Below are 26,626 nucleotides of genomic sequence, written 5' to 3'. Positions count from 1 at the left end.
ACGTATTTTATTATGCAAAGTTGAAACCGCTTTTACAATCAATAAACCTTTGTTACCGTTATCAGAATCAGCTGATGGATACGGCAACCCCAAGCGGCAAAAGCGCGCCATCGCCAAACTGCTGGGTGTAGGCCGGGGCCTTGACCTCAATAGCGACTGGCTGATCCGTTGTGTTGAACAAGCCGATCAAAGTCTGGTCAGCGAGCTTGCGCGTCACCTGAATCAGACCATCTTCGCGCACCTCAAGCTGAGTGGTACCGGTGCCGAGCAGCTTGGCAAAACGGTGCCGAAGCGCGATCAGTTGCTGGACGCGCTGCCAGATCGGCTGGCCGAGCTGCGACCAGTCCATCGGCTTGCGGTCATCCGGATCGTTGGCCCCTTCCATCCCCATTTCGGTGCCGTAGTAAATGCACGGCGCGCCGGTCTGCAGGAACGTAAAGGCCAGCGCCTGCAGCGCCTTGTCCTCATCGCCCCCTGCGATCGTCCGAATGCGCGGCGTGTCATGGGAATCCAGCATGTTGAGCATCACCTGATCCGTCTGGTCGCGATACAGCATCAGCTGATCGACCAGCAGCGCCATCGCCGTTTTCGCGTCCTGTTTTCCCGTCAGGAAGTGGTCCTCGATCTGCTGGGTGAACGCATAATTCATCACACCGTCAAATTCGGTGCCATTGAGCCAATTTTGGCTGGAGTGCCAGATCTCACCGAGAATGTAGAAGTCCGGCTTGACCGCCTTGCACGCCGCATTGAACTTTGCCCAGAAATGATGATCGACCTCGTTGGCCACATCCAGCCGCCATGCGTCGATATCAAACTGCTTGATCCAATACGTCGCCACCGTCAACAGATAGTCTTGCACCTCGGGGTTGGCCGTGTTGAGCTTGGGCATGTTGTCACCAAACGCAAACGTGTCAAATTGCGGCGCGCCTTCCTTGAGCACCGGGTTGCGGTAAGGGGTCACCGGGAATTCGTAAATGTGGAACCAGTCCTTGAAGCGGGACTGCTCGCCATTTTCAACAACATCCAGCCACTGCGGCGACGCGTAGCCCATGTGATTGAACACCGCGTCCAGCATCACCTTCATGCCGCGCTTGTGGGCCTCGTTGACGAGCTTGGCAAACAGCGCCTTGTCGCCAAAATCCGGGTCGATCTCAAGGTAATCGATCGTGTCGTATTTATGGTTGGAGCTGGCTTTGAACAGCGGGCAAAAATACAGCCCGTTGATACCCAATTCCTGCAGGTCATCCAGATGATCCAGGATGCCCTGCAAATCGCCGCCATAATAATCGTCACGGCCGGGATGGTCGCTTGGCTGCCACGGCTTCGTGCCGTCCGGATCGTTGGTCTTATCGCCATTGGCAAAGCGCTCCGGAAAAATCTGATACCACACCGTTTCCTTCACCCAATCCGGCGTTTTGACCCGGTCGATCTGGTGAAAATACGGCATCCGAAAATAATTGCCGAGCTCCTGGCGCTCCGCTTCTGAATCCGCGCGTGTGCCGCGATCGCCAAACAGCGTGGTGGTGCCATCCGTGCCGGTCACCACAAAGAGGTACTGCAGGCGGCGATACGGCGCCGTGAGCGTGGTACCCCAGTATTCCTGAAGCTGGCCCGTGCCAAGTTTCGCCAACGTCTTTTCGTGATAAATGAACGTCATCTTGCCATCGCGGTCTTCAAACCAGTTCGGGTCGTTGAACAAAACGGAGACGCCTGCGACATCCCCCGCCTTGGCGTGCAAGCGCACGCGCATGTGAGTCGGGTCATACAAAAAGGCATCTTCACTTTCCGGGCGGTGCCGAAGTGCTGCTAATTCCATCTGTTAGTCCTCCATCTCTTCAACATAGACCACCCCAGCATACGGGCTGAGCGTGAGCTGATCACCGCTCAGCGTTGCGGTGCCAGCGGTCAAGCGCGCCGTGGCCCCAGCAGACGGTGCCGCCAGCGTCAGCGGCTGATCCGTCAAGTTGATTGCCACCAGCGCGCGGGCGCCGTCAAGCCGCCGTTCATACACATAACTGCGATCATCCGTGGTCTGCAAAAAGTCATCGCCGCCTGCAAACAACGGCGTCTTTTTCAACTGAATCAGGGCCTGATAAAAGTGTAACACGCTGCCCCCTTGTGCTTCCTCATCGCGGGCATTGCGCGTCTCGTCCCGCTGGCCATCTAGCCACGGCTGATGCGTGGAAAAGCCGCTGTTGGCGCCGGTCTGCCACTGCATCGGCCCGCGCGCCGGCATCTTATGCGTCGCGTTGACCATCGCCAAGATCGCATCGTCTTCATAGCCCGCCGCCTTGGCTTGCGCAAAGAAGTCATCGACATTCAAGTCATTGAACGCCGCTTGATCCGGCAGCGCCATATTTTCCATGCCGAGCTCTTCGCCGTAATAGATCACCGGAATCCCGCGCTGCAAGTACATCAGCATCGCCAGACTCTTCACCTGCGTGTCATGCAGCGGCCCGGGCTTGGCGTAACGCGTCGCCACCCGCGGCATGTCGTGATTGTTCCAATAAAGCACCGGCAGCGACACTCCGGCGAGCGTTTGTTGCCACGTCACCTGGTTTTGCTTGAACGCTGGAATATCCATTGGCTGCGGCTGCATCCCCGCTGGAATCCGCGGATCCACTTGGCGATCGTCGTCGGCAAACGTCCGGAACGTGATCACGCTGTCCATCAACCCGTTATGCTTGCTCGTATAATCCACCGCCAAATTGACATTCGCGCTCGCCGCCTCGCCCAGCAAAAATGTGTCCGGATAATCCGTTCTGATCTGCGCGCAAAATGGCCGCAGCCACGCCTGGACATTCGGCAGATTGGCGAAAAATGGCTCGGCGACCACCGGCGATTTTTCACCTGGGGCCAGCGGAAAGTCCTGCCGCAGATCCGCCTTGGCGATGTGGATGAAAGCATCCAACCGAAGCCCATCGACGCCTTTGTTCAGCCAAAAATCGGCGACATCCCTTATCGCATGGCGCACCTCCGGATTTTGCCAATTCAGATCCGGCATATGCTTGTCGAATAGGTGAAAATACGACTGCCCCGTGCCCGCTGGATCCGGGGCCCACACCGACCCGCCGAAAAAGCTGCCCCAGTTGTTGGGCCGTTTTCCATTTTCCCCGGCGAACAGATAGTAGTCGCGGTAAATGCTCTTCGGGTCGGCGATCGCGTCTTGAAACCAGGGATGCTGATCCGACGTGTGGTTGAGGACAAAATCCATGATCAGGTGGATGCCGTGCTGGTGCAGGTCGGCGATCAGCCCTTCCATGTCGGCCATCGTCCCCATCGCCGGGTCGATGGCAAAATAGTTCGCAATATCATAGCCATTGTCCACTTGCGGCGACACAAACACAGGATTGAGCCACACCGCGTTGATGCCAAGTGAGACCAGATACGGAATGCGCCGGCGGATCCCCGCCAGGTCGCCGATGCCATCGCCATTGCTGTCCTGAAACGACTTCGGATAGATCTGGTAGATCACCGCATTATCAAACCACTTCGCCATAGTTATCCCCTCTCTTTGTTCCTCCTAAGCGTAAAAAAATGCGCCACCGGGAGCAACCAGCAAGCGCCTGTTAGCGATAACAAAAGAGGAGGGTGCGGAGGGGGCCGGGAGGTCTGAGCAGGTAGTTCGGCCTGGGCGGTTGATGGCGTACTTGGCCATCGAACGACCGGGACGACTATCTGTCTCAGGCCTGGCCCCCGGAGCCCAACTGAGGGTGCGGAGCCGAGCGCTTTGGGGTGGGCAGATAGTTCGGCCCGGGCGGTTGATGGCGTTTTTTGCCATCGGGCGACCGGGACGACTATCTGTCCCACCCCTGCTCGGCGCAGCCTGACTAGGAAAGGGTGCGGAGGCCCGCGGGATGGCGGAACAGCTAGGTCGGCTCGGGCGCGTATGGCGTCCTTGGCCATACGTGCATGAGACGCCTAGATGCTTCCGACATGCGGGCCGCAGCCCAACTGAAGGGTGCGGAGCCGAGCGCTTTTTGGGTGGGCAGCTAACTTGGCTCGGGTGCTTGAGACGTTTATGTTCTCCTCCCTTTTCCTACCAGTTGACTGTTACGATTTTGTCGGCACCTCTCGCATACGACTGATGACAATCGGGATCGTCCATGTTACTCTATTTATAGAGATGATGACCAGACAAAAAGAGCGCGGTCACCAGCCGCGCCCTCGAGAAGACTCTCTCTCACATAGTATGGTGATTCCACATATTTAGTTCAAAAAGCCGCTAACCTGTGAAAGTTTGGGCGGCTTTTTGTGTCTGACGAATTACTGCTCTCGCCTTACTCTCGCAAAATCGCGCCACGCCTGGGTGCAGGCGGCCAATAATTGCACCACCAACAGGCATTCCTCTAGCAGCTGCCGAAGCAGGCACACCAGAGTAAGCACGCATGCGAGAGTCACTATGGCCAAATGCGCCACAGGGACAAATATCCTCCTTTCTCAAAGATTTCAGCGATGGCAGAATGTTTCACTGCATCGGCATCATCTCCTCCCGGGGGATCACCGCTTTTACTGTGTTGCTCATAGTATACCAGAGAACGGTCGTTTAAAAGAACAATAAAAGAAAATTATTTCCTTATATAAAAGGTAAAAATACTAGTATAGATAACAAACGCAGTCGACTTCTAGATTGCTTTTCAAACAGAATTGATACGCTATATTTTTGACACTAGCCCCTCAAGCCAACTGGTGAAAATCGTAGCTGTCCATGTTACTCTAGTTTTAGGGATGATGACCATACAAAAAGAGCGCGGGTGGCGACCGCGCCTTCGAGAGCGAACCTCTCTCACATCGTATGGTGATCCCACTAGCTTATTTCGTGAACTATTCGGCCATAAATGACCGAGCTTCTGGGAACACCGCTGACTTACACATCCAGCACTGAGCTTTTTGTGCAGAGGTTACGGCTATTGACCAAGGCGCGTCCCGCGCCACAAACCCTATCAGGTTTTAAACTGTTTGTTGCTCAGCTGCCAAGATATTCTTAGCGGCGTTAATATCACGATCATGGCGCGTGCCACACTGTGGACAGATCCATTCGCGCACGTCTAGCTCGTGTTTTCCGTCGTCGTAACCGCAATTTGAACAGCGTTGCGAGGTTTTGTATGGCGATACTACCACAACTTGTTTACCATACCAGGCCGCCTTGTACTCAAGCATCAGGCGTAATTCTCGCCAGGCCTGGTTTACGATGGCACGAGCCAGCTTGTGATTATGCAGGAGGCCCTTGGTTTTCAGGTCTTCTAGCTTGATCAGGTCGTACTGGCGTATAAGTCCTGTGCTGAGCTTCTGGAGATAGTCGCGACGTTGGTTGGCTTCCTTCGCGCTGTATTTGGCCACCATGCGCTTAGCCTTCAGATAGTTTTTGAAGTCACTGAGTTGCCGCGGGGCTTCCAGCTTAAGGTGGCGGTCCCAAGCGATTTCCTTTTCGGCTTGTGCACGCCGGCGAGCCAGGCGTTTTTCCCAGTAGTGTTTTTTCTTGGCGTTAGCCTTGTCGAAACGTTTGGTGGGATACTTCATGCCGTCACTGGTGATGACCAGGTCTGCGATTCCCATGTCTAGTCCAACCGCTGCCTCGCTCTTCGGCCACAATTCTAGTTCAACTTCCGCAACCACTAGAACGTAATAATCGCCCACGCGGTCGCGCACCACCGTAGCAGTTTTGATTTCACCAACTGGGCGCTGCCCCGTACGGAACAGGATCGGGCCCAGCTTTGGCATGCGCAAATGGGTTGCATCGGTAAGCACAATATTGCCGTTGACCGCATTGGCCCGGTACGTTGGCTTAGCGAAGCGCCGGGCTTTGAACTTAGGGTACCCGGCACGCTTCTTGAACAGATTCTGAAACGCTAGGTGCAAGTTGTGACTGACAGCAATCAGGCTAGTCGCATCAGCCTCTTTGAGCCAGGGATACTGCTGTTTGAGTGGCTTGATCAGGTAGTTCATCTGAAACTCATTGAGGTACTTACCGCCATTATTATGGCGTTGAATTTGCATGTTGAGTAGTTCGTTCCACACGAAGCGGCACATACCGAAGTTACGTTCGATCTGTTGGCGCTGCGTTGCGTTTGGATAGATGCGCAGCTTAAAGGTCTTCAAGGTCAAGTGAGTTCAGCTCCTTAGCCCGTTGATCATCAATGTATTTAGCAACAGCCTCCTGGTTCGTTGTTCCGATACTCTCGACGTAGTAGCTGGGTGACCACAGGTGACGCCCTTGGTGTTTCCAATAGCTTCGTTGAAGTTCGGGACACTCAACGAACATTTGACGAGCCGAAATACCCTTTAACCACCGAACGATGTTAGTCACCGACAATTTCGGCGGTGCACTCACCAACAAATGAACGTGGTCATCCTTACCAATCTCCATATGGTCGATACTGAACCCATATTGTGCGGCGACCTCATAGAGGATTCGCTTAAGCACAGCTTCGACGTTTCCTTTCAGAACGCGGTTTCGGTATTTAGTGCCCCAAATGAGGTGGTAATTGAGATTATAGACAGATGTTCTACCATACGTGACACGTTTAGTATCCTTCATACTAGTAATTATAGCATGGCATCTTGTACCATGTGAAGAGTGCCTGGGACACAGAAAAAGGGCAATTCATCACGTCCTTGAAAGAACGTGTTTCCTTGCCCTAATTCAAAAAGCCGCTAGCTGTGGAAGCGTGAGCGGTTTTTTGTATGGCAACTTACTTGACCTGTCAAGCTCTCACTAAATCGCGCCAAGCCAAAATGCAGGCGGTCAAGACAAAATAAATACGCCACCTGCGAGTCTCCCCGCAAGTGGCGTATTTGCGTCTCATAAAATTTATTTTCGCATCGAGTCGCGGATCACAAGCTCCGGCGTCACCAGCAGTTCTCCCTGTGGCGAGCCAGACTGCGCGATCTTTTGCAACAACATCCGGGCGCACAGCCGGCCGAGTTCCTGAATCGGCTGTTTGACCGTGGCGAGTTTGGGATTGGACACTTGATCCAAAAAGACGCCATCGAAGCCGAACACGCCAAAATCATTGGGAATGGCGGCATCATGATGCGCAAGCCCCCGGACAATACCGATCGCCAGGCGGTCACTGGCACAAATAAATGCCGTGTTGCGGGCGAATTTTTGCCAATTATCATTGATGAACTGTTCCGACAAATGACTGTGGTTGGCCATCCGGTAGATCTTCGGAATCATCTGGTGCTGCTGCATGGTGTTGATGAAGCCAGCTTCGCGCGAATATTCGAATGCCTCTTTCACATCGATGCCGATGAACACCAGCGACTGGTAATTCTTGGCGATCGCGTATTCAGTGGCCATGGTCGTGCCCTGTTTATTATCCGTGTCGACAAAATCATACCCGTACCGATTTTCACCAAACACCACCGCGGGCTTCTCCAGCCGGTCGAGCCATTCCTGGTCCTTGGCCCGGGCGCCGGTGATGATGTAGCCGTCCGAGTTGCCCAGATCATAATTGCGGCTCGTGACCAGCTGCAGCGCGTACTGTTTTTCATCCAGGCCCTTGGCGATGCCAAACAACAGATTCATATAGTAGGGTTCGGTGGTGTCGATATCTTCCAGAATGAAAAACTTGATCACCTGACTGCGGTTATTGGCCAGTGCCTTCGCCGCCACATTCGGCCGGTAATCGAGGTCTTTCATCGCCGCGAAGACGAGCTGTTTGAGCTCATCTGTCACCTGCTCTGGGTGGTTGATGACCCGCGACACCGTCATCTTCGAGACATTTGCTTTCTTGGCGACATCCGATAATGTGATCACGTTAACGCCCCCTCGCGTCTATTTTACAACGATGGCAGCCCTGCCTGGTGAAAATTTCACGCCTGCGCCGGATCGACCAGCCGCTGGAAGAAAAATTCGTGGCCGTCGAAGCGATATTCAACAATGCCGCAATTTGGCAGGCGCTTTTTCTGCTGCGTCCCATCCGGCTGCGGCCACAGACTCATGAAATTGCGAATCGCCCCGGCGTGCGACACGATCAGCGTCGTTTCCGCCGGTTCGTGTTGCATCAGTGTCAGCACTGTCTGGCCAATCCGCGTCCGAATCTGCGTCTCGCTCTCCCCGCCATACGGGACAAAAAAGTCGCCATACGGAATTTTCGGATTGAGGTATTCCGGCTGCGCCTCAAACTCGCCGAAGCCCCATTCGCGCAAGCCCTTGACCCGCGTGTACGGCTGAGCGGTGACTAGCTCCAACGTGTCCGCGGCCCGCTCGGCGGTTGAACAATACGCCGCGCCGAAGTGGATGCCCGCCTGCTGGAACCAATCGCGTGCCTGTTTTCCCTGCTGAATGCCCTTGGCCGTCAGCGGCGAATCGCACCATCCCTGAATGCGGCCCTGCACATTGAACAACGTCTCGCCGTGCCGCATCAGATATACTGTCTGCATTACCTGAGCCCCTTTTCCTTGACCGGATCGATCACGCGTTTGAAGTGAAAAAGTGTCCCGTCAAACGCATATTCGGCGATGCCGCAGTTCGGCAAGTGGTTGGCCAATTCGGTCTCATCTTCCGGCCGCCACAACACCATGAAGTTACGAATCGCCCCCGCATGCGACACCACCAGCGTTGACGCCGCCTCTTCGCGCTGCATCAGCGTCAGCATCGTGTACCCCATCCGCGTTTGGACCTGCGTCTGACTTTCCCCGCCACGCTTGAGAAAATAGTCCCCATAAGACTTGGCGAGGTCGACATGCCCAATCGTCGCTTCAAGATCACCAAAATGCCACTCGCGCAGCCCATCCAGCTTGGTGAATGGCTGATCCGTGACAATTTTCAACGTGTCCTGCGCGCGCTTGACGGTCGACGCATACGCCGCGCCAAACTTGATGCCGTTGTCATGAAACCAATCGCGAGCGGCTTCGGCTTGGGCAATGCCGTTTGCGGTCAGCGGCGAATCCACCCAGCCCTGAATGCGGCCTTCTTGGTTAAACACCGTTTGGCCGTGGCGCATGAGATATACGGTCTGCAACAATGATCGACTCCTTTTGCGTGAATGACTCCAGTATACCCCACGTCGCGGGCGGGTGCAGAATGGCGAAGGGCGGTTGTACCCGGATTGCTTCTGGGCACAAGCCGAAACGCTGAATTGCGCGACTCTCTCCTCGATTCAAAAGGGGGGCCTGCCCATCAGCGTTGGGCAGCCCCTCACTTATCACTTCCTATTATTTATCAGGCCTGAGCGACATTACCTCCCTATTCCGGCTGGTTCTGGCCCCACTTCAAAAACATCTGGTGCGCGTACGCGGGATCCGAGAAAGCACGCTGAACATCAACGACCAATGCTTTGGCGCTGTCAACATTGTTTTCGTAATCGACCTCGTTGATCTTGATGACCGATTCCTGGATAATCGTCGCCGCTTTTTCATCCGCGACCAGGGCCTGCCAATCAGCCAGGCGCTTGGTCATGTCGCGCTTGAAGTCGTTTGGCACGCGGGTCGGCGCGCCGAAGAACTGCTCTTGGGCACGCTGCATCTCATCAAACGTGATCTGATGATTGGAAAATCGCTGGGCGGCAAGCACCACCGGCTTTTTCTTGGCATCGTCCTTCGCGAACCCCTGCGCTTCGCTGATCAACCTCCGCCGCAAGTTTACGTCGCGTTTGAGTAGCGCCGCGCCTTTTGCCGGATCGATCACCTGCATGTTGGCCAGCGTCCCGGTCACATCAGCCACATCCCCGATACTGATTTCAAGGGAAAACACATTTGCGTCAAATGGCATTCACACGTCATCGAACCTGCCAGAATAGTCTAGCATCGGATCCAGCGCCTCAACAGTACTTTCGTTGACATTGAGATGCTGGATATCTCGCTGGAAAAGACGATTATTTTTGCCGATCATCACCTCCGTTGACCCCCGGGTGATCACGCCGCTCAACATTGCTTTGAAGTTTTGTGAGAACATGTTCCGCCTCCGTTATCGGTTTCCAATTTGTCAGTTCATTCTCATTCGCAGGTAGTCCCGCTTCAGGCCAGTAATGTTGAATTTGACGATTCACGGGCCAGCGCGAGAGACCGTAAAAGGGCACATGCTGGGCTTTACGCCACAATGCCTGCCAGTGAATCTTCCACACCCGGCGTGCCAATACTTGGTCTTCCACCTGATACGTCCCCGGATATGGCGCGACTTTCGGTATGTCCGTTTGGCTGGCAAGCCAGAGTCCTTTTACGCCGCGCGTATTGAGCAAAAGATAGCGTAGTGGTGGCAATCGGCTCAGGGCGTCTTGGACAATGGCCGTTTCGCGGGCAGCCTTTTTCTTGAGAGAGCCGCGAATTCTGCCACCGTCACTTCGTAAAACTGATTCTTGGACGCTGACGGCTTCGCTGATCGTTAGTCTGCCCTCCTTCACGCGTGCCAACACCTTCTCAAGCTGTGCAGATTTTGCCTTTGAGACCCATCCATCATTGGTAATGCGTCCGAGCCAACTAGCTTCTACGCCATACTGTTTCTCAGTGATCTGTGCCGCTGTCTTTTTCAACTGACTGCGCGTCTCAGGGTTTGCGGCAACAACGCCCGTCGAAACTTCTCCCGTGAACTGGAATAACGTGGCAGCGTCCCAGAATAATTCTCTCTTCGTGTGCACCGCTGGCGTGACTTCAACAAACACACGCGTCGACATCATCTGAACCGGGTCCGCATCACCTGCTTGGGCTACGTCCATCCCCATTTCGATCAACAACCGTTTCGTGACCCTTCCACTCTCTGGATCAAAGACATCGTACTGACCAGCATCAAGAATCCACCCATACAATGTGAGTGTCTTCCTCGGCCTTGCCATTGACCGTTCCTCCCTTTCGATTGTTTGAGAAAAGTGTAGTCTCTGATTTCTCCTTTGTCACACAATATGCTTGTGCATTGATGATCGAAGTTTGCTTGAGAATTGGTTATTTAAAAGAAATAATTCTTTCCCTGTCGTGACACTTTAAATCCCTTAATATCTAGGCGATAGTTGCGCTTTCTCATCCGAAGAAAATTGTTGACAAATTTATTTCTCAGGTGCTATATTATAGCCACAGTGGAAGGGTGTTCGGTGTGGCCACACGAACTGATTTCCCGGAGACAGGCGGACCCAGCGGGGAGGGCTTCCTCGAGCAAACCTAGAGTAGCTGCTATGAAGGGCATCCGAGTCAGTGGTGTCATAAATTAGGTGAGTGGGTGTTTCACAGATCCATCGTTTTACCAGTTTTACGAGCGCGACGGTCCCTCAGTCGCGTCGTTGTCCGGCAGTAAGCATCGACTTTTGATCACGCTGTCGCCGTTGAAATCTGATCGCGCCAAGCCCCACAAGCAAGGCGCCCGCAGTATCCTAATCTAATAATCACGCAAACACACTGGCAATGCTTAAAACGACACCTCGACCGGTGTGTTTGTTGTACATAAGGGCCAGAATCTTTTTTTTCGATTCTGACCTTTTTTCAAAAAAGTGAGAATCGACAAAAAATCTAAACATGCACAAAAATTTCACCCGAATTTTGGGCACAATGCCAAACCGGGACAAAAATAGGACGACAAAAAGAACGTTTCAGCTCTGCGTATCATCGCGCAGAACCCGAAACGTCTTTTTTGGTCGTCCGAGAAATTGCTAAGCCGTCATCTTCAAAGTCATGGCATTGATCGCCACGATGACCGTCGAAAGGCTCATGACCAGCGCCCCAACTGCTGGGCTCAAGATGATGCCGACCCCGGCCAGCACACCGGCCGCCAGCGGAATGGCGAGAATGTTGTAGCCAGCGCCCCACCAGAGATTTTGTGTCATCTTGCGCGATGTCGCACGACCCAGCGTCAGGAAATTCAGGATGTCCTGTGGATCCGACTTGACCAGAACCACATCGGCCGAGTCGATCGCGACATCCGTCCCCGCGCCGATCGCCACACCGATGTTGGCGGAAGCCAGACTCGGCGCGTCGTTGATGCCGTCGCCGACCATCATCACAGTGTGACCAGCGGCCTGCGTCTCCTTCACGATGCGGGCTTTGTCTTCCGGCTTGAGCTCGGCGCGAACTTCGAGGCCTCCAAGCTGGGCAGCAACGGCTTCAGCAGCCGGCTGATTGTCCCCTGTCAGCATGATCGGTGTGATGCCCATTTTCTTCAGCTGCGCAATGAACGACTTCGCGGCCGGCTTGATTTCATCCCCTTGCGCGATCAACCCGCGCACGGTCTTGTCTTCGATCAGATAGCTGACCGAGTTCCCGGCCCCCGCAAGTGTCTTGAATTGAGCCTTGTCGTATGCGATCTGGTTTTCATCCAAATAAGCCGCCGTGACAATCGCCAGCGCGCGGCCATTCACGGTGCCAGTCAGACCAACGCCTTGAAGCGCCTGCACCTCTTCCGCTGAGGCCGGCGTGACTTCGCGCGCCTTTGCCTCATCCAAGATGCCGGTAGCCAGTGGATGACTGGAGCTTTGTTCCAGGCCGGCAAACTCAGCGAGCACCGTCTTTTCATCGGCATCGCCAAACGCAGCCAGCGTGTGGACCTTGAAGACGCCTTCAGTCAGGGTCCCGGTCTTGTCCATGAGAATCGTGTCGACGTTTTTCGCCGATTCAAGCGCCTGCCGATCGCGGATCAAGAGCCCGTGCGTCGCGGCGAGGGACGTGCTGCGCGCAACGACCAGCGGAATGGCGAGCCCAAGGGCGTGCGGACAGGCGATGACCAGCACCGTCACCATCCGCTCAAGCCCAGTATCCATTCCATCGATGGCCAGCCAGGTGAAAAACGCGATCAGCCCGACCGCCATTGCGGCATAAAACAGCCAACGGGAAACATGATCCGCCATCGTCTCAGCCTTGGACTTTTCAGCTTGGGCCTCACTAACGAGTTTGGCGACCTGCGCCAGGTACCCATTTTCGCCGGTCCCAGTGACCGTGGCCGTCAGTGTGCCATTGCCATTGACCGCCCCACCGATGATGGTATCGCCGGCCTTTTTTTCGACCGCCTTGGCCTCGCCGGTGACCAGCGCCTCATTCACTGCACTGGTCCCAGAGATAATGCGCGCATCCGCGGGAATCTTTTCGCCGGCCAAGATCTGAATCGTGGCCCCTTCTTGCAGGTCACTGAGCGGAATGTCGCGCGTCGTGCCATTGTCAACGACATGCGCGGACCCAGGCAGAAGCGCCGCCATTTTCTCCAGCGCGTTGCCTGCGCTCATCACCGCATTCATTTCGATCCAGTGGCCCAGCAGCATGATCACGATCAGGCTGGCGAGCTCCCAGAAGAAGTCCATCACATGGCCCTGCGGCGAGAGAAAATGATTGGCAATAAATGCGTAGATACTATAAACATAAGCAACCGAGATACCCATCGCGATCAGGGTCATCATTGCCGGTGCCTTGTCCTTCAGCTCCGCCTTCGCGCCTGACAGGAACGGCTCGCCGCCATAAATATAAAGGAAGGTCGAAAGAATCAACACGATCCAATCAGAGCCGGGGAAGGTGAACTGAAACGGTAGATGGAGCCCCATGAACGGCGACAGCACAAACACCGGTACGGCCGCGATCAACGAGACCCAGAATTTCTGTTTAAAATTGCTCATGTGCATGTGGCCGCCACCCGGCATCGCCATGTCCATGTCGCCGTGGTCCATGTTCATGTGATCCATGCCGGCCATATTACCGTGGCTCATATCCATATGACTCATATCGTGATGATTCATGTTCATCTGACTGTGATCCATCTTTGAATGATCCATGTCAGACATCTCGTCATGGCTCATTTGGCTATGGTCCATGTCAGACATCCCATCGTGACTCATCTGGCTGTGAGCCATGCCCGGCATGTTATCGTGACTCATTTCACTGTGGTCCATGTCAGACATATCACCATGGCTCATATCCATATGGTCCATCTGGTTATCAGCCATATTCATATTCTCGTGGCCCATCCCTGCCATGTCGCCATGAGCCATCTTGCTGTGGTCCATGTCCGTCATGTCGTCGTGCGTCATTTCGCCCATTGGCTTCTTGTCTTTCATCTCATCAGTCATGGTGGTCCTCCTTGCAGTTGCAGTCAGTTTCCTGCATCCCGCCTGGTAGGCAGTCGCAGTCGACCATTTCCGGCGCGTCCGGCAGCTTCTTTGCCAGCGCGGCCTGCAGCGTTTCGATGTCGCCGCGCGACAGCGGCAGCGTTTCGATCAGCTCGACCAACGTTTTGCCCCGCTTCATCGCACAAAGATGGGAAAATAGTTGGCTGGCTGTCCCATTCATCGCCGCTGTCTCAGAGATCAGTGGCTTATAGATGAAACTGCGGCCGTCTTTGCTGGTCTCAAGCAATCCTTTTTTCACCAGCCGGCCCAGTAGCGTCTTGATCGTCGAATCCGACCAGTCGCGTTTTTGCTGGAGCAGGTCGATCACTTGGTGGGCCGAAGCCTGGCCAAGCGTCCAGATGATGCGCATGACCTCCCATTCCGCCGGGGTGATCTCTTCGATCGTATTTGTGTCATTCATTGCCGGGCCTTCTTTCGTTTACAGTTGTAGATTACATTTCTAGAATAGCACGCCGTTTACAGTTGTCAACGACAAAGATAAATATTTTTGTACTTCCCATTTTCATGATAGCAAGCCTTGTGCCCGCGATGCTGGCCAGGCGCTCGCCAGATCAGGGTAGCGCACCCTCTTTTTTTGTTTTTGCTTCACAAAACCAGCGCCCGAGCCAGCAGCCGTCAACGCGCCCCGACGCCACCGGCCGCCTCGTATTTTGCCCCGCAAAGCTGTCTCTTCAACTGTATCGATACGGCAACAGACACAGTGAAAAACAGCCGCTCATTGTTTTGCCATTTTAGGCGAAAATCATGAATGCGCTGCCAATGCCGGCGCTGTAGCAGCCAGTTCGTTCTATGAAACACGCGGTAAAAACCACCGGCACATTCTGAAAATATATGCTAAAATGAAGTTGTCAAAATTCTGTTTACAGTAGGAGGAATTACACTTATGCCATTCGTACGCGGCACAGAATTGTTCCAAGCGGCTCGTAAGGGTCACTACGCTATCGGTGCGTTCAACACCAACAACCTTGAATGGACCCGTGCTTTGCTTCAGGGTGCTCAGGACCTCAATGTCCCGATCCTGATCCAGACTTCCATGGGCGCTGCTAAGTACATGGGCGGCTACAAGCTTTGCAAAGCCCTCATCGAACTTGAAGCAGAAGCAATGAACATCACCGTTCCGGTTGTTATTCACTTGGACCACGGCGATTACGAAGCTGCTAAGGAAGCGATCGCTGCTGGTTACAACTCCGTGATGTTCGACGGCCATGATCTGCCGTTCGAAGAAAACGTTGAGAAGACCAAGGAGATCGTCAAGTTGGCACACGCCAAGGGCATCTCTGTTGAAGCCGAAGTTGGTTCCATCGGCGGTGAAGAAGACGGCGTTGTTGGCGAAGGCGAACTTGCTTCTGTTGAAGAAGCCAAGACCTTGGCTGCAACCGGCATCGACTTCCTGGCTGCTGGCATCGGCAACATCCACGGCCAGTACCCGGCAAACTGGAAGGGCCTGCACTTCGACCGTCTGCAAGAGATCGCTGACGCCGTTGATCTGCCTCTTGTCCTTCACGGTGGCTCCGGCATTCCTCAGGATCAGGTTGAAAAGGCCATCTCCATGGGCATTTCCAAGCTGAACATCAACACCGAATGCCAGCTTGCCTTTGCTAAGGCAACTCGCGAATACATCTTGGCGAACAAGGATCAGGAAGGCAAGGGTTATGACCCTCGCAAGCTCCTGGCACCTGGCACCAAGGCCATCACTGACACCTTCAAGGAGATCAGTGGCTGGATGGGCACTCGCCCAGTTAAGATGGTCCCAGAAGAGATCTAATCCCTTCTTACGACTGCGCACCGAGGTCAAGGCCTCGGTGTTTTTTTGTACCCTGGGAAAATTTGCGGCCTGCCAGTTTTTTGTCTTCAGGAAAAATAGTGTCCATCTGGCTCATCATTTGCCTCCTGGATTTTCTCCCAGCATCACCCAGACACACCAAAAAACCAGCGATCAACAGAGATCGCTGGTTTTTTTGGCGCGCGCCCAAGGGAGGGGACGCGCATCTAGACAGTTACTTGAGCGGATAAAGTGAGTTGACGAAACCTGCCTGCTGGAATTGGGGGTATCCAGCGCGGCCCGCCTAGTCTTCCCGCTTCCGCCGCCAGCCGGCCAAAGCCAGCACACTCAGCAGCGAAACGCCCAGAACTGCAAGCAGACTGTTGTGGCTGTCGCCAGTTTGCGGCAGCGTCTTACTTGCCGCATTCTGACTTGACTGGCTGGCGCTTGTGCCGGCCGTCTGACCTGACGTTGGCGCTGCAGCCTTCCCGGTCGCTTCGCCTGTCCCGGCGCCGCCAGTCAGTGGCAGCGATGGGCCATTTTCCACCGCCGCATCATCCGTCATCGGCTGATCGCCAATTGAGTCTGCCACGACCTCAAGTGCGATCACTTCCTCCGGCGTATCAGTGAGCGTGACGTTGCCGTCCGTGCCCGGGGCAAAATGCCAACCAGCCGGCGCCGTCACAGTGCGCATCGTACCGGCATTGCCATCCAGCGTCATGGAGTCAACCACATCACCATCTTCATTGACGAAGGTGATCGTGTAGCGGTTGGCGGTCGGCACATCCGTCGTTGGCACTTGCGTCTTCACCTGTGGATTTGTTGTCTTTTCCTGACCAGCTGGCTCCGCGACCAATTTCGTGATCGCGGTGTCCGGTGTATCAGTCAGCGCGACATCCCCATCAACACCAGGCGCGAACGTCCAACCATTCGGGGCGGTGACGGTAAAGTGATTGCCCGCGTTGCCATTGAGCGTCCGGGTGCCGACAATCATTCCGTCATAGGTGACAAAGTTGATGGTGTACGTTTCCGCAGTAGTAGGCTCGCCATTTTCCTCCTTGGTCCAAGCTTGCGGATTATCCGTCGTCTCAACGCCCTTTGGCTCCGCGACCAGTTTCGTGATCGGCGTCTCCGGCGTGTCAGTCAGTTCAACATCCCCATCAACACCAGGGGCAAAACGCCAACCAACTGGGACATCCACCGTGAAGTGGTTACCTTCGTTGCCGTTGAGTGTTGTGGTGCCAACGATCGTCCCATCGTAAGTGACGAAGTTGACGGTATACGCTTCCGCAGAAGGCGCATCCTCATTCACATCGTTGGTCCAAGCTTGCGGGTTGTTCGTCGTATCCTGGCCCTTCGGCTCCGAAACCAGTTTCGTGATCGGCGTCTCCGGCGTGTCAGTCAGTTCAACATCCCCATCAACACCAGGGGCAAAGCGCCAACCAGCTGGGACATCCACCATGAAGTGGTTACCTTCGTTGCCGTTGAGCGTTGCGGTCCCAACAACCGTCCCATCGTAAGTGACGAAGTTGACGGTATACGCTTCCGCAGAAGGCGCATCCTCATTCACATCGTTGGTCCAAGCTTGCGGATTATCCGTCGTCTCAACGCCCTTTGGCTCCGCGACCAGTTTCGTGATCGGCGTCTCCGGCGTGTCAGTCAGTTCAACATCGCCGTCCACACCCGGGGCAAAAGTCCAACCAGCCGGGGCATCCACCGTGAAGTGATTACCTTCGTTGCCGTTTACGGTCATGGTGCCAACAATCGTCCCATCGTAAGTGACAAAGTTGACGGTATACACTTCCGCAGAAGGTGCATCCTCATTCACATCGTTGACCCAGGCTTGCGGATTATCCGTCGTCTCAACGCCCTTCGGCTCCGCGACCAATTTCGTAATCGGCGTTTCCGGCGTGTCTGTCAGTTCTACATCGCCGTCCACACCTGGGGCAAAGCTCCAGCCTTCTGGGGCATCCACCATGAAGTGGTTACCTTCGTTGCCGTTGAGTGTTGTGGTGCCAACAATCGTCCCATCGTAAGTGACAAAGTTGACGGTGTAAGCTTCCGCAGAAGGTGCATCCTCATTCACATCGTTGACCCAAGCTTGCGGATTATCCGTCGTCTCAACGCCCTTCGGCTCCGAAACCAGTTTCGTGATCGGCGTCTCCGGCGTGTCAGTCAGTTCTACATCGCCGTCCACACCTGGGGCAAAGACCCAACCAGTCGGCGCAACAACTTGATGCAGATCGCCCGCATTACCATCGAACGTCTCGGTTCCAACGATGGTCCCATCGTAGGTGACAAAGTTGAGCGTGTAATGTCCTGCAGAGACGGCGGGTTCATCATTCTCCTCCTTGATCCAAACTTGCGGGTTATCCGCCGTCTCAACGCCCTTTGGCTCCGCGACTAGTTTTGTGATCGGCGTTTCCGGCGTGTCAGTCAATTCAACATTTCCATCCACACCAGGGGCAAAACTCCACCCAGCTGGGGCATCCACCATGAAGTGATTCCCCTCATTGCCATTGAGTGTTGTGGTTCCAACAATTGTCCCATCAGAGGTGACAAAGTTGACCGTGTATACTTCTGCAGATGGCGCATCTGCATTCTCATCATTGAGCCAAGCCTGCGTACCATCAGTCGGAACCTGACCAGCTGGCGCCGCGACCAATTTCGTGATCGGCGTCTCTGGCGTGTCTGTCAGTTCCACATTTCCATCCACGCCTGGCGCAAACACCCAACCAGCTGGGGCAACAACTTGATGCAGGTCTCCCTCATTGCCGTCGAAAGTCTCAGTGCCAACAATCGTCCCGTCGTATGTGACAAAGTTGACCGTGTATACTTCCGCAGAAGGCGCGTCTGCATTCTCATCATTGAACCAAGCCTGCGTCCCATCAGTCGGAACCTGACCAGCTGGCGCCGCGACCAATTTCGTGATTGGTGTTTCCGGCGTGTCTGTCAGTTCCACATTCCCGTCCACGCCAGGGGCAAAACTCCAACCAACCGGGGCTTCCACTGTGGAGTGGTTTCCTTCGTTACCAATCAGTGTTGTGGTGCCTACAAGTGTCCCATCATACGTGACAAATTCGACCGTGTAGCTCTGGGCAGTCTGATCGTCATCAACCGGCACACTATTTTTCACTTGCGGATCCGTCGTCGGAATTTTCGCCAAACTGTATGTGACTGCCACCGTGGCATCGCTCAGCGTTGAAAGATCCGTCGTCGCGGTCAGCACAGCCTGCGCGATCTGGGTCTGATCTGGAATCAGCGTCTCGCCATTACCCAAGCTGATTGGCCGCAGTGTCTGCGCCGCATAGATTGCTTGCGGCGTCGCGACACTCGTGCCAAGTGCGTGGTCGGTCACGATCTGCCAGTCGATCGTCTGCACGATATCCGCCGGCAGCGTAGTCGCATCCACGCCCACGCCAGCCACCGCGTGAATGGTGCGCGTGGTGGTGGCCATACTGTTGGTCAGCAAATGCTTCACATGGATGGTCAAGGTCTGGTCCGCTGCCGCGGAAAATTCGTACGTGCCGGTTGCGGCTTGCCCGGCTGCCAAAACATATCCAGCAGGCTTGTCATCCGTTTGCCACGAAACAGTGGTGTCGGTGCCCCCAGCATATGGCGTCGATTCGCCCACCTTTTTGCCAGCCGCATCGTCATCCACATAATTCAGGGTCAGATGCTGGGTGATCGGGGTGTACACAACAGTCAGCGTCGGTGCATTTCCCGGAAGCGCCACAGGCAACGTGCCTGGCTGTGAATATGCGACTGCGGCTGCGGACGGCGTGTACCCCTCAACGTCCGGGCTGACAACCGCATCATAGGCATCCAGTGCCGTTGCGACGCTTTCGCCAGTTGCCTTGTCGGTGACCACGTGCCAATTGATCGTCTGAATCACTTCTGAAGGTGCCTTGGATTGATCAGCGGCCGGCGCGCCAGTTGCATCGTTGAGCTGATAGTCAATGGTGCGATGGGTCGTGACAGTGCCGGTGGAAATAATGTGCGTCAGATGAATTTTCACCGTCTGATTCGAGTCAGCACCAAAGGTATAGGTGCCGCTTCGATCCTGGCCCGCAGCCAAGGCGTACCCATCCGGCAGATCATCCGTATTCCAGTTGATCACCTGATCCGTCACCCCGGCCACCGCCTTCGCATCACCCACGATCTGGCCGTCCTCGTCATCATCGACGTATTCGATCGCCAAAGTCTGGTCAGTTGGCGTATACGCAACCGTGACAGCCACATCCTGCGCTTCATCGGCAGGAACATTGCCCTCACGTAAAGGCGCGACTTCAGAAGCGTCGGTGCTGTAGCCCGCAACGGTTGGACTCGTCACAGCCGCATAGCCGTCCTGCGCCGTCGCGTAGCTGGTGCCAGTTGCCTGGTCCGTGACCACGTGCCACTCGATCGTCTGCAGGCTGTCCGCTGGGGCCTTGGATTGGCCGGTCGCCAGCGTCCCGTCTGCATTGTTGATCTGATAGTGAATCGTCCGCGTCGTGGTCTTCGTGCTGTTAGTGATGATGTGCTTCAGATGAATGATCACTGTCTGATCGTTAAAGGCCGTATAAGTGTACGACCCGCTGGCATCTTGCCCATCGATCAATGCATAGCCAGCCGGTTTGTCATCGGTGTTCCAAGAAACAGTCTCGTTCGTCGCCCCATCAATTGGATCCGAGCTCAAAACAGTTTGACCGCCGAGATCATCGTCAACGTAAGTCAGGGTCAAGGTCTGACCATCTGGCACATAGCCAACCAGCACGTCTTCCGCGTTTGCGACCTCAGCCAACGGCAACGCGCCTTGTGGCAAAACACCGACCGTTTGCGTATCCGCAGTGTACCCCGCGACAGTTGGACTGATCACCGAAGCATACGCCGACTGTGCGGTGGCAAAGCTCGCCCCTGTGGCTTTATCGGTCACAATTTTCCACGTGATCTCCTGAGTGGCATCGGTCGGCGCACCGCTTTGATCGGCTGCCGGCGTACCATCCGCCTTGTTGATCTGGTAGTGAATGGTGCGCGTCGTGGTGATCGTGCTGTTCGTGATGATGTGCGTCAAGTGGACTGTTACGGTCTGATCAGCCGCATCGGTCAAAGCGTATGAGCCCGCGGCGTCTTGCCCCGCGGCCAACGTATAGCCCGCCGGTTTGTCGGTGGTGTTCCATGAAACTGTTTCGTTGGTGACACCATCGATTGGGTCGGAGGTGGCCACAACCTTGCCATCCAGGTCATCATCGACATATTCGATCGTCAGAGCCTGGCTATCTGGCGTGTAGGCAACTGTCACGTCCGCCGCATTCGTCACTTCCGCAGTCGGGAGCGACCCTTGTGGCAAGGTCTCGACCTCAGCAGAGTCTGCAGTATAGCCTGCGACGGTTGGGCTCGTCACTGGGGCATAGGCAGACTGCGCCGTTGCGACGCTTTCGCCTGTCGCCTCGTCGGTCACAATTTTCCACGTGATCTCCTGAGTGACACTCGCAGGCGCCTCAGTCTGGTCAGCTACCGGCGTGCCGTCCGCCTTGTTGATCTGATAATGAATGGTGCGCGTCGTGGTCTTCGTGCTGTTGGTGATAATGTGGGTCAGATGAACTGTGACCGTCTGATCATCCGCACCAGTCAGCGTGTAGCTGCCCGCGGCCTCTTGCCCATCGGCCAATGCGAAGCCAACTGGTTTGTCATCGGTGTTCCAATCAACCGTTTCGGTGGTGACGCCATCGATTGGCTGCGAGCTGCCCACCGTTTTGCCCGCCGCATCATCATCCACTTAGGTGAGCGTCAGCTGCCGGGGAATCGGCGAGTAATAAACAATCGTTGTCGGTCCATCTGTCACGTTAGCCAATGGCGTCGAGGTTTGACTTGAAAATGCGATCGAGTCTAGGTTCGGGTGGTACCCCTCAATTTCTGGACTAACAAACGGTTTAAAGAACGCATGTGTCGTTGCGATACTCTTGCCTGTTGCCTCGTCGGTCACAACTGTCCAAAGGGTCTTCATAGCCACATCAGCAGGTGCAAGTGACTGATCGGCAGCCGCATTTCCATCCGGATCATTGATCTGATACTGAATGAGGTCCGTCGTGATCTTGAAACTGTAGGTGATGATGTGCTTCAGATGAATCTGAATCAGCCCAGTCCCATCCACGGCGAATGGATAGGTCCCGCTGGTCGCTTGCCCATCAGCCAGCTTGTAGCCAGTCGGCAAGGTGCCCGCCGTCCAGTCATATGGCGTATTGGTGGCGCCCGGAATCGTCTGAGGATCCCCCACGACCTGACCGTCCGCATCGTCATCGACAAATTCAATGGTCAGAGCTTTGGCGGCCGGCGTGTAGGTCACCGTGACAGCCGAATCAACCGCCTCGCGCAAAGGCACATTACCGAGCCGCGCCTCCGCGACTTCGGCCTCGCTTGCGTCGTAGCCTGTCACACCTGGCGTCGGGACGGCTTCATAAAAGCCCTGCGCCGTGGCATAGCTTTCGCCCGTGACCTTGTCCGTCACCGTGTGCCAGGCGATCGTCTGCGTTTTTTCAGCTGGGGCCTGGGTCTGATCTTCTGCGACCGTGCTATCTGCGTTCAGAATCTGGTAATGAATCGTGCGCGTTGTCTGCGTGGTGCCAGTGGTGATCTGATGTGTCAGATGCACGGTGTAGCTCTGAAGCGCGTCTGCGTCGTCGTCAAAGACCAGCGTCGCAGGCACGTCGCTGGAAACGAGCGCGTAACCTTGCGCCTCGTATGCCGCGATCGCATCCGCCGCCGAATAAATGCTCGTTTCATTAGAGCCACCATGCACTGTCTTCGTCTCAAGCGTCGTATCAAGGGCATCATCAATAAACGAGATCTGCGCCGCCTGTTCTGCCACGAGCTCGTACTGCACAATATCATGATTAAAATAGTACTGAACCTGCCCGCCGATCGTGGCCGTCAGATTCTCATGCGTCCCGTAGTCATCATCGCTGTTGATCACGCTGCGCGAATTTTCAACGAGCTCGTAGCCGGCCGGAATCAGCGCGGTATCCGTGTCGTTGAGTGTCTGTGGAAAATCGGTCTCAGCCATCGTGTCTGTCCCGGCCTGGTAACTCTTCGCGAGGTCCGGCAGGTCCACATACTGGTCGGTGCCGTTGTCGTCGACATAATGCAGGCGCGCGGTCACTTCGGCGTTGGCCGTGAAGGAGACGGACGCGGAAGTCGCCGCAACGGAAATGTCTGGCTGATACGCATCCGCGTAGTACGCCGTCTGCAGGTAGCCGACCCCGCCGATCTCGTGAAATTGATCATCGACGTTCCAGTCCAGCTCAATGCGGTCGGTGGAATTGTTTTTCGGAATCTGAGTGTATTGCAGAATCACGGACTTGACCGTGGCCCAATCAGTGATCTGGTCGGCCGTGACATAGCCCTCGGTGCTCGGCTGTGTGCCTTCGCCGCCCGTCACCGGTGTCTGCGCGGTCGTCGAATAAAGCACCGTGACCGTCCCAGCCGGAATCTCGGTGCCATCCGCATACGTCGTTGGCACCTTCACTGGGCCAGTGAGGTGGCCATTGACCGTGGAGCCAATGCTATCGCCAACCTGGGGCAAGTTGATCAGCGCGGTCGCATGACTGACGCCTTTATCAGACGTGTTCATCATCGTCAGAAAATTCGCGACGTCGCCAGTTGACTGCAGCACATCCTGGGTCCCGCTCAAAACCGCATCCCCATCCACGTTGCCCTGCGCAAGCGACACGATCTTGGAGGTGGCGACTGAGGCGATTCCCCAAGTGCCCGGACCGGCGACCTTATGATCTGAAAACATCACTGCACTTGCATCGCCATCCGTCAAACTTAGATCGGACGGCTTTTTCGAATTGGTCAGCTTCACAAGCGGCGAAGTCACATAGGCCTCGTACGGATAGTCGCCTGGCAAAGCATCGGCACTGTTACTGAGGTTGACCTGGACCTTGCCTGTCTCCTGAGTCGTGACCCAGATCCCAGTACCGGTATAGTCGATCTTGATGCCGCGCCGGCCATCCGCTGTTGTGTATTCCGTCACCGTTGCGGCCGGATCAACACCTGAAACACCATTGAATGTCGTGGCCGCTGGGAGCACATAGTAATAGATCGGTTCAAACACGCTAAACGCGGTCTGTCCGGCATCCCCAGTCGTCGACAAACTGATCAGTCCCGCCTTGATGGCTCCTGGTTCGCTCGTCGACTGATTCACATAGATCGAAACTTGGGCAATCGTATCTTCCGCCGTGATCACAGTCTGAGTTTGGGTCGCTGTGGCCGTTTGTAAGCCGGCACTGGTCAAGGTGATCGACGTTTTCAGCTGATCACCGCGATTGACCGGCGTGCCATCATCATAGGTGGAAGCAAGCTTACCAGTGACATAAATGCCACCGATGTCACCTTTCATGGAGTTTGCGGCACCACTCACAGTACCCGGCACCAACAAATCTGGAGAAAGCTCGATCGTTCGAATCGCACTTCCAGTGGTCGTCAATGTCGCGCCAGGAGCCGCCACGCCGCTCATCTGCGTGCCATCCGCCAAGGTCAGAACATACTGGTAATTCGTAATGCTCAGCAAATAATCCGCACCAGCTTTGCCCGCGTTCGTCATCGGCAAAACTACACTGGTTGCCGCAAAGCCATCGGGAATCGTGATCGTCAGTTTGGCGTCAGTCAATTCGGCGATCGAAGAGGTACTGAATGTGTAGCCTTCCAAATAATCTGCATCATTGGTGTCATCGGTATCGAGCAAAATTTTGCTGTGATCATTATTACTATTGCCCTTGGCCGTCACGCTCGCCTTGCCCAGCGGGATCTCTGAGTCGGCCGCTGCAATGACCACTTGCCACGGGTTATCCGCCTCATCGGTCAGCACATCTCCAGCCGGATTGGTGATCTGTTCAAAGGAGGCATCACCCGCCGCAGTTAAGGTCTGTTCTTCTGAAGTTTGAGCCACTTCAAAAGCCCCAGCCAATAAATAGGGCTTGGAATCGGTCTGCCCGCCTTTTTTCGCCGGAACTGTGATGAGTACATCCCCACCAGGTGCGGCCTGTGTGATGGTTGTGCCATCGGTAAACACATTCAGCTTATTTGTCAGGTCACTGTCCAGTGTAAAGCCCGCTGGTACGGGAATCGTGATCGTCGTGCCACCATAATTGACGGCTGAGTTGACCCGGCTATGAGACCCGCCCTGGTCTTGGACCCCGTTCCATTCATTTGCGCCGATGGAAAAAACATAAGTGGTATCCGGCAGCAAGGCATCCGTATTTTTGGAAGGATATTTCAGCGTCGGCGTGTCTAAGTCGAGCCCCGGTGTGAAATATTGCGTCAAGGTCACCGGCGTTTGTTCAACGCCATCAATGGTGTAAGTAAATGACTTGACCGTCGTGCCCACTTCTGTCAGGCCGGCCGAGCGATCAAAGCCATTCGTATATTCATGAAGCACGATCTCCTGAGAGAAATTGCCCCCATGACTCAAAACATTGGTCACCGTGATCGAGCCGTCCGCATTCTTCTTAGTCGTGGTCGTCCCATCTGCGGCCGGCATTTTTTCGATCTCGCTGTCGTAGGAATAAGTATCTCCAGCCGGCAGGGTCAGCGTAAACGTCGCACTTGTCCCGGCAGGCGCAAACATCGCAAACGTCAGAGTCACATTGCCCTTAATCCCATCATTACCGATCGTATCGTGATCCAGGCTCACCGTCCCAGTCGCCGTTTGGGCAGCGGCCACCGCCGCGACCTGCGTTTTCAGTTGTGACTGGCCTTGAGTGGCCGCGGTCTTCGAAGCAACGGACTCCAAAGTAGCCGTATCTGCGCTGGTGTCTGCAGAAGCGGTCACCTGATCGGTAGAAGTTTCAGTCGCGCCGGGAGTTACTGCAGAAGTACCCGTTTCCGCAGTAGCTTCGGTGGCTTCAGTGCTGTCAGTGGTGTCAGAAGCCTGGGTTGCCTCCACAACCGTCGCATCATCATCCGTCCCAGCCGCCGCCGTATCCGTCGCCGAACTTGTCGCCGAACTTGTCGCCGAATCCGTCTCCGAACTCGTCTCCAAGCTGACCGCCGAACTAGTCGCTGAGCTCCCCGCCGCACTCGTCTCCGCCGCAACCGGTGCCTGCGTCTCAGCTCCCACCAGCTGAGGTGCCTGCATTACCATTGCGCCCGAGAAGATCAGAGAGATCCCGGCCGTGACCCAGACCTTACCCATCTTGTACATCTTGAAATGGCGCTTTTCATCGTTAGTGAGCTGATCCAACCGCTTATGTGTATTCTGCATAAATAGTCCCCCAATTTTGAGATGGCGTCTGCCTTGTGTTGTCGCAATTTATAAATATCTATTCGAGTCCATATTACCCAAGATCAAAATCAGCTAATGTCTAATTTCGAAAAATATTTTTGTTTGATTTGAAATAACTTCACTTTGTAAACAAGCGGCGCGAAAAGATACATTATAGAAAAGAACTAATTTTCCGCCAGCTAAATTTGTGTCTAGACCGTTCAACCCACACTTTTGCGGTCATGGTCACTTACGGGGGTCAAGACTTGTCAAGAAATACGGCCGCGTCCCCGTGTCAATTTTAAATAACGGACGTCAACTAATTAACAAAACGACCAAAATCTGTCCAATTTTCAAAAAAATTGAATTCTTCCATCATTTTTGTCTGCAAAAACGGCAAGGCCCAAAAATCCGGCCCCCACAGCCGCCCGGATCTGGTCAAAAATTATAATCAACTCACACCAAAAACGGCACAGAAAAAGGGGTCTAAAATTTTTGGTGTTGATTGTGACAACGCCGGAAGTTTTGGACCTTTTTTGAATAACAAAAAAGGCACCTGGTCTTCCCCGGTGCTATGCTTTAAGC

The 26,626-nt window shown here is 54.9% G+C and carries 15 protein-coding genes; 2 read left to right on the top strand and 13 right to left on the bottom strand.

The genetic code is table 11. The features are described 5' to 3' along the window. Positions 1-67: 67 nt before the first annotated feature. The 11 genes from EKM95_RS09150 to EKM95_RS09100 all read right to left on the bottom strand — a co-directional run bounded on the left by EKM95_RS09150 (position 68) and on the right by EKM95_RS09100 (position 14,436). Positions 68-1,816 carry a glycoside hydrolase family 13 protein gene (locus EKM95_RS09150; protein ID WP_125697715.1) on the bottom strand — a complete coding sequence of 583 codons (1,749 nt, stop codon included), beginning with the start codon at positions 1,814-1,816 and terminating at the stop codon, positions 68-70. 3 nt (positions 1,817-1,819) lie between these two features. Then, positions 1,820-3,499, bottom strand: a complete 1,680-nt coding sequence (locus tag EKM95_RS09145; protein ID WP_125697713.1) for an alpha-glucosidase — start codon at positions 3,497-3,499, stop codon at positions 1,820-1,822. Between the two features lie 1,451 nt (positions 3,500-4,950). Continuing rightward, a complete protein-coding gene (locus EKM95_RS09140) occupies positions 4,951-6,105 on the bottom strand; it encodes an RNA-guided endonuclease TnpB family protein (protein WP_125697711.1) in 1,155 nt (384 codons plus the stop codon). Continuing rightward, entirely contained in the window at positions 6,086-6,538 is a 453-nt protein-coding gene (gene tnpA, locus EKM95_RS09135; RefSeq protein ID WP_125697709.1) for an IS200/IS605 family transposase, read from the bottom strand. The genes EKM95_RS09140 and tnpA overlap by 20 nt, the downstream gene beginning before the upstream one ends. Before the next feature lie 273 nt (positions 6,539-6,811). After that, positions 6,812-7,762 (bottom strand): LacI family DNA-binding transcriptional regulator, encoded by a 951-nt coding sequence (locus EKM95_RS09130; RefSeq protein ID WP_125697707.1) that lies wholly within the window; start codon positions 7,760-7,762, stop codon positions 6,812-6,814. Between the two features lie 56 nt (positions 7,763-7,818). Next, entirely contained in the window at positions 7,819-8,388 is a 570-nt protein-coding gene (locus EKM95_RS09125) for a histidine phosphatase family protein (protein WP_225423272.1), read from the bottom strand. Continuing rightward, a complete protein-coding gene (locus EKM95_RS09120) occupies positions 8,388-8,972 on the bottom strand; it encodes a histidine phosphatase family protein (protein ID WP_125697705.1) in 585 nt (194 codons plus the stop codon). The genes EKM95_RS09125 and EKM95_RS09120 overlap by 1 nt, the downstream gene beginning before the upstream one ends. Before the next feature lie 221 nt (positions 8,973-9,193). Continuing rightward, the gene (locus tag EKM95_RS09115) at positions 9,194-9,718 is read right to left on the bottom strand and encodes a hypothetical protein (RefSeq protein WP_125697703.1); all 525 of its coding nucleotides are present in this window, start codon (positions 9,716-9,718) and stop codon (positions 9,194-9,196) included. A 103-nt stretch (positions 9,719-9,821) separates the two neighbouring features. After that, positions 9,822-10,748 carry a hypothetical protein gene (locus EKM95_RS09110; RefSeq protein WP_125697701.1) on the bottom strand — a complete coding sequence of 309 codons (927 nt, stop codon included), beginning with the start codon at positions 10,746-10,748 and terminating at the stop codon, positions 9,822-9,824. An 831-nt stretch (positions 10,749-11,579) separates the two neighbouring features. Beyond that, positions 11,580-13,829, bottom strand: a complete 2,250-nt coding sequence (locus EKM95_RS09105; protein WP_449818972.1) for a copper-translocating P-type ATPase — start codon at positions 13,827-13,829, stop codon at positions 11,580-11,582. 139 nt (positions 13,830-13,968) lie between these two features. After that, on the bottom strand, positions 13,969-14,436 hold the full coding sequence (locus EKM95_RS09100; protein ID WP_125697699.1) for a CopY/TcrY family copper transport repressor: 468 nt from the start codon (positions 14,434-14,436) through the stop codon (positions 13,969-13,971). A 483-nt stretch (positions 14,437-14,919) separates the two neighbouring features. On the opposite strand from EKM95_RS09100, the gene fba reads away from it, so the two are divergent. Further along, the gene (fba, locus tag EKM95_RS09095) at positions 14,920-15,801 is read left to right on the top strand and encodes a class II fructose-1,6-bisphosphate aldolase (protein ID WP_125697697.1); all 882 of its coding nucleotides are present in this window, start codon (positions 14,920-14,922) and stop codon (positions 15,799-15,801) included. A 301-nt stretch (positions 15,802-16,102) separates the two neighbouring features. On the opposite strand, the gene EKM95_RS09090 is transcribed toward fba, so the two are convergent. Together EKM95_RS09090 and EKM95_RS09085 are read right to left on the bottom strand one after the other, a co-directional pair. Next, entirely contained in the window at positions 16,103-21,556 is a 5,454-nt protein-coding gene (locus EKM95_RS09090) for a mucin-binding protein (RefSeq protein WP_125697695.1), read from the bottom strand. Then, positions 21,557-26,041: a mucin-binding protein gene (locus EKM95_RS09085; RefSeq protein WP_125697693.1), complete on the bottom strand. Its 4,485-nt coding sequence runs from the start codon at positions 26,039-26,041 to the stop codon at positions 21,557-21,559. Positions 26,042-26,403: 362 nt separating this feature from the next. Between EKM95_RS09085 and EKM95_RS11860 the strand changes: the two genes are divergently transcribed. Continuing rightward, positions 26,404-26,626 (top strand): hypothetical protein (locus EKM95_RS11860; RefSeq protein WP_225423271.1); only part of this gene is annotated, 223 nt, incomplete at its 3' end.

Origin of the sequence: Lacticaseibacillus yichunensis, from assembly GCF_003946405.1 — a bacterium.
Lineage (GTDB): Bacteria > Bacillota > Bacilli > Lactobacillales > Lactobacillaceae > Lacticaseibacillus > Lacticaseibacillus yichunensis.
This window is presented reverse-complemented; position numbering and strand designations above follow the sequence as displayed.

Bases quoted from the DNA above. Each gene is read 5' to 3' on its own strand.
- EKM95_RS09150 (WP_125697715.1), bottom strand. From the start codon at position 1,816: ATGGAATTAGCAGCACTTCGGCACCGCCCGGAAAGTGAAGATGCCTTT.
- EKM95_RS09145 (WP_125697713.1), bottom strand. From the start codon at position 3,499: ATGGCGAAGTGGTTTGATAATGCGGTGATCTACCAGATCTATCCGAAG.
- tnpA (WP_125697709.1), bottom strand. From the start codon at position 6,538: ATGAAGGATACTAAACGTGTCACGTATGGTAGAACATCTGTCTATAAT.
- EKM95_RS09125 (WP_225423272.1), bottom strand. From the start codon at position 8,388: ATGCAGACAGTATATCTGATGCGGCACGGCGAGACGTTGTTCAATGTG.
- EKM95_RS09115 (WP_125697703.1), bottom strand. From the start codon at position 9,718: ATGCCATTTGACGCAAATGTGTTTTCCCTTGAAATCAGTATCGGGGAT.
- EKM95_RS09105 (WP_449818972.1), bottom strand. From the start codon at position 13,829: ATGGATATGAGCCATGGTGATATGTCTGACATGGACCACAGTGAAATG.
- EKM95_RS09100 (WP_125697699.1), bottom strand. From the start codon at position 14,436: ATGAATGACACAAATACGATCGAAGAGATCACCCCGGCGGAATGGGAG.
- fba (WP_125697697.1), top strand. From the start codon at position 14,920: ATGCCATTCGTACGCGGCACAGAATTGTTCCAAGCGGCTCGTAAGGGT.
- EKM95_RS09085 (WP_125697693.1), bottom strand. From the start codon at position 26,041: ATGCAGAATACACATAAGCGGTTGGATCAGCTCACTAACGATGAAAAG.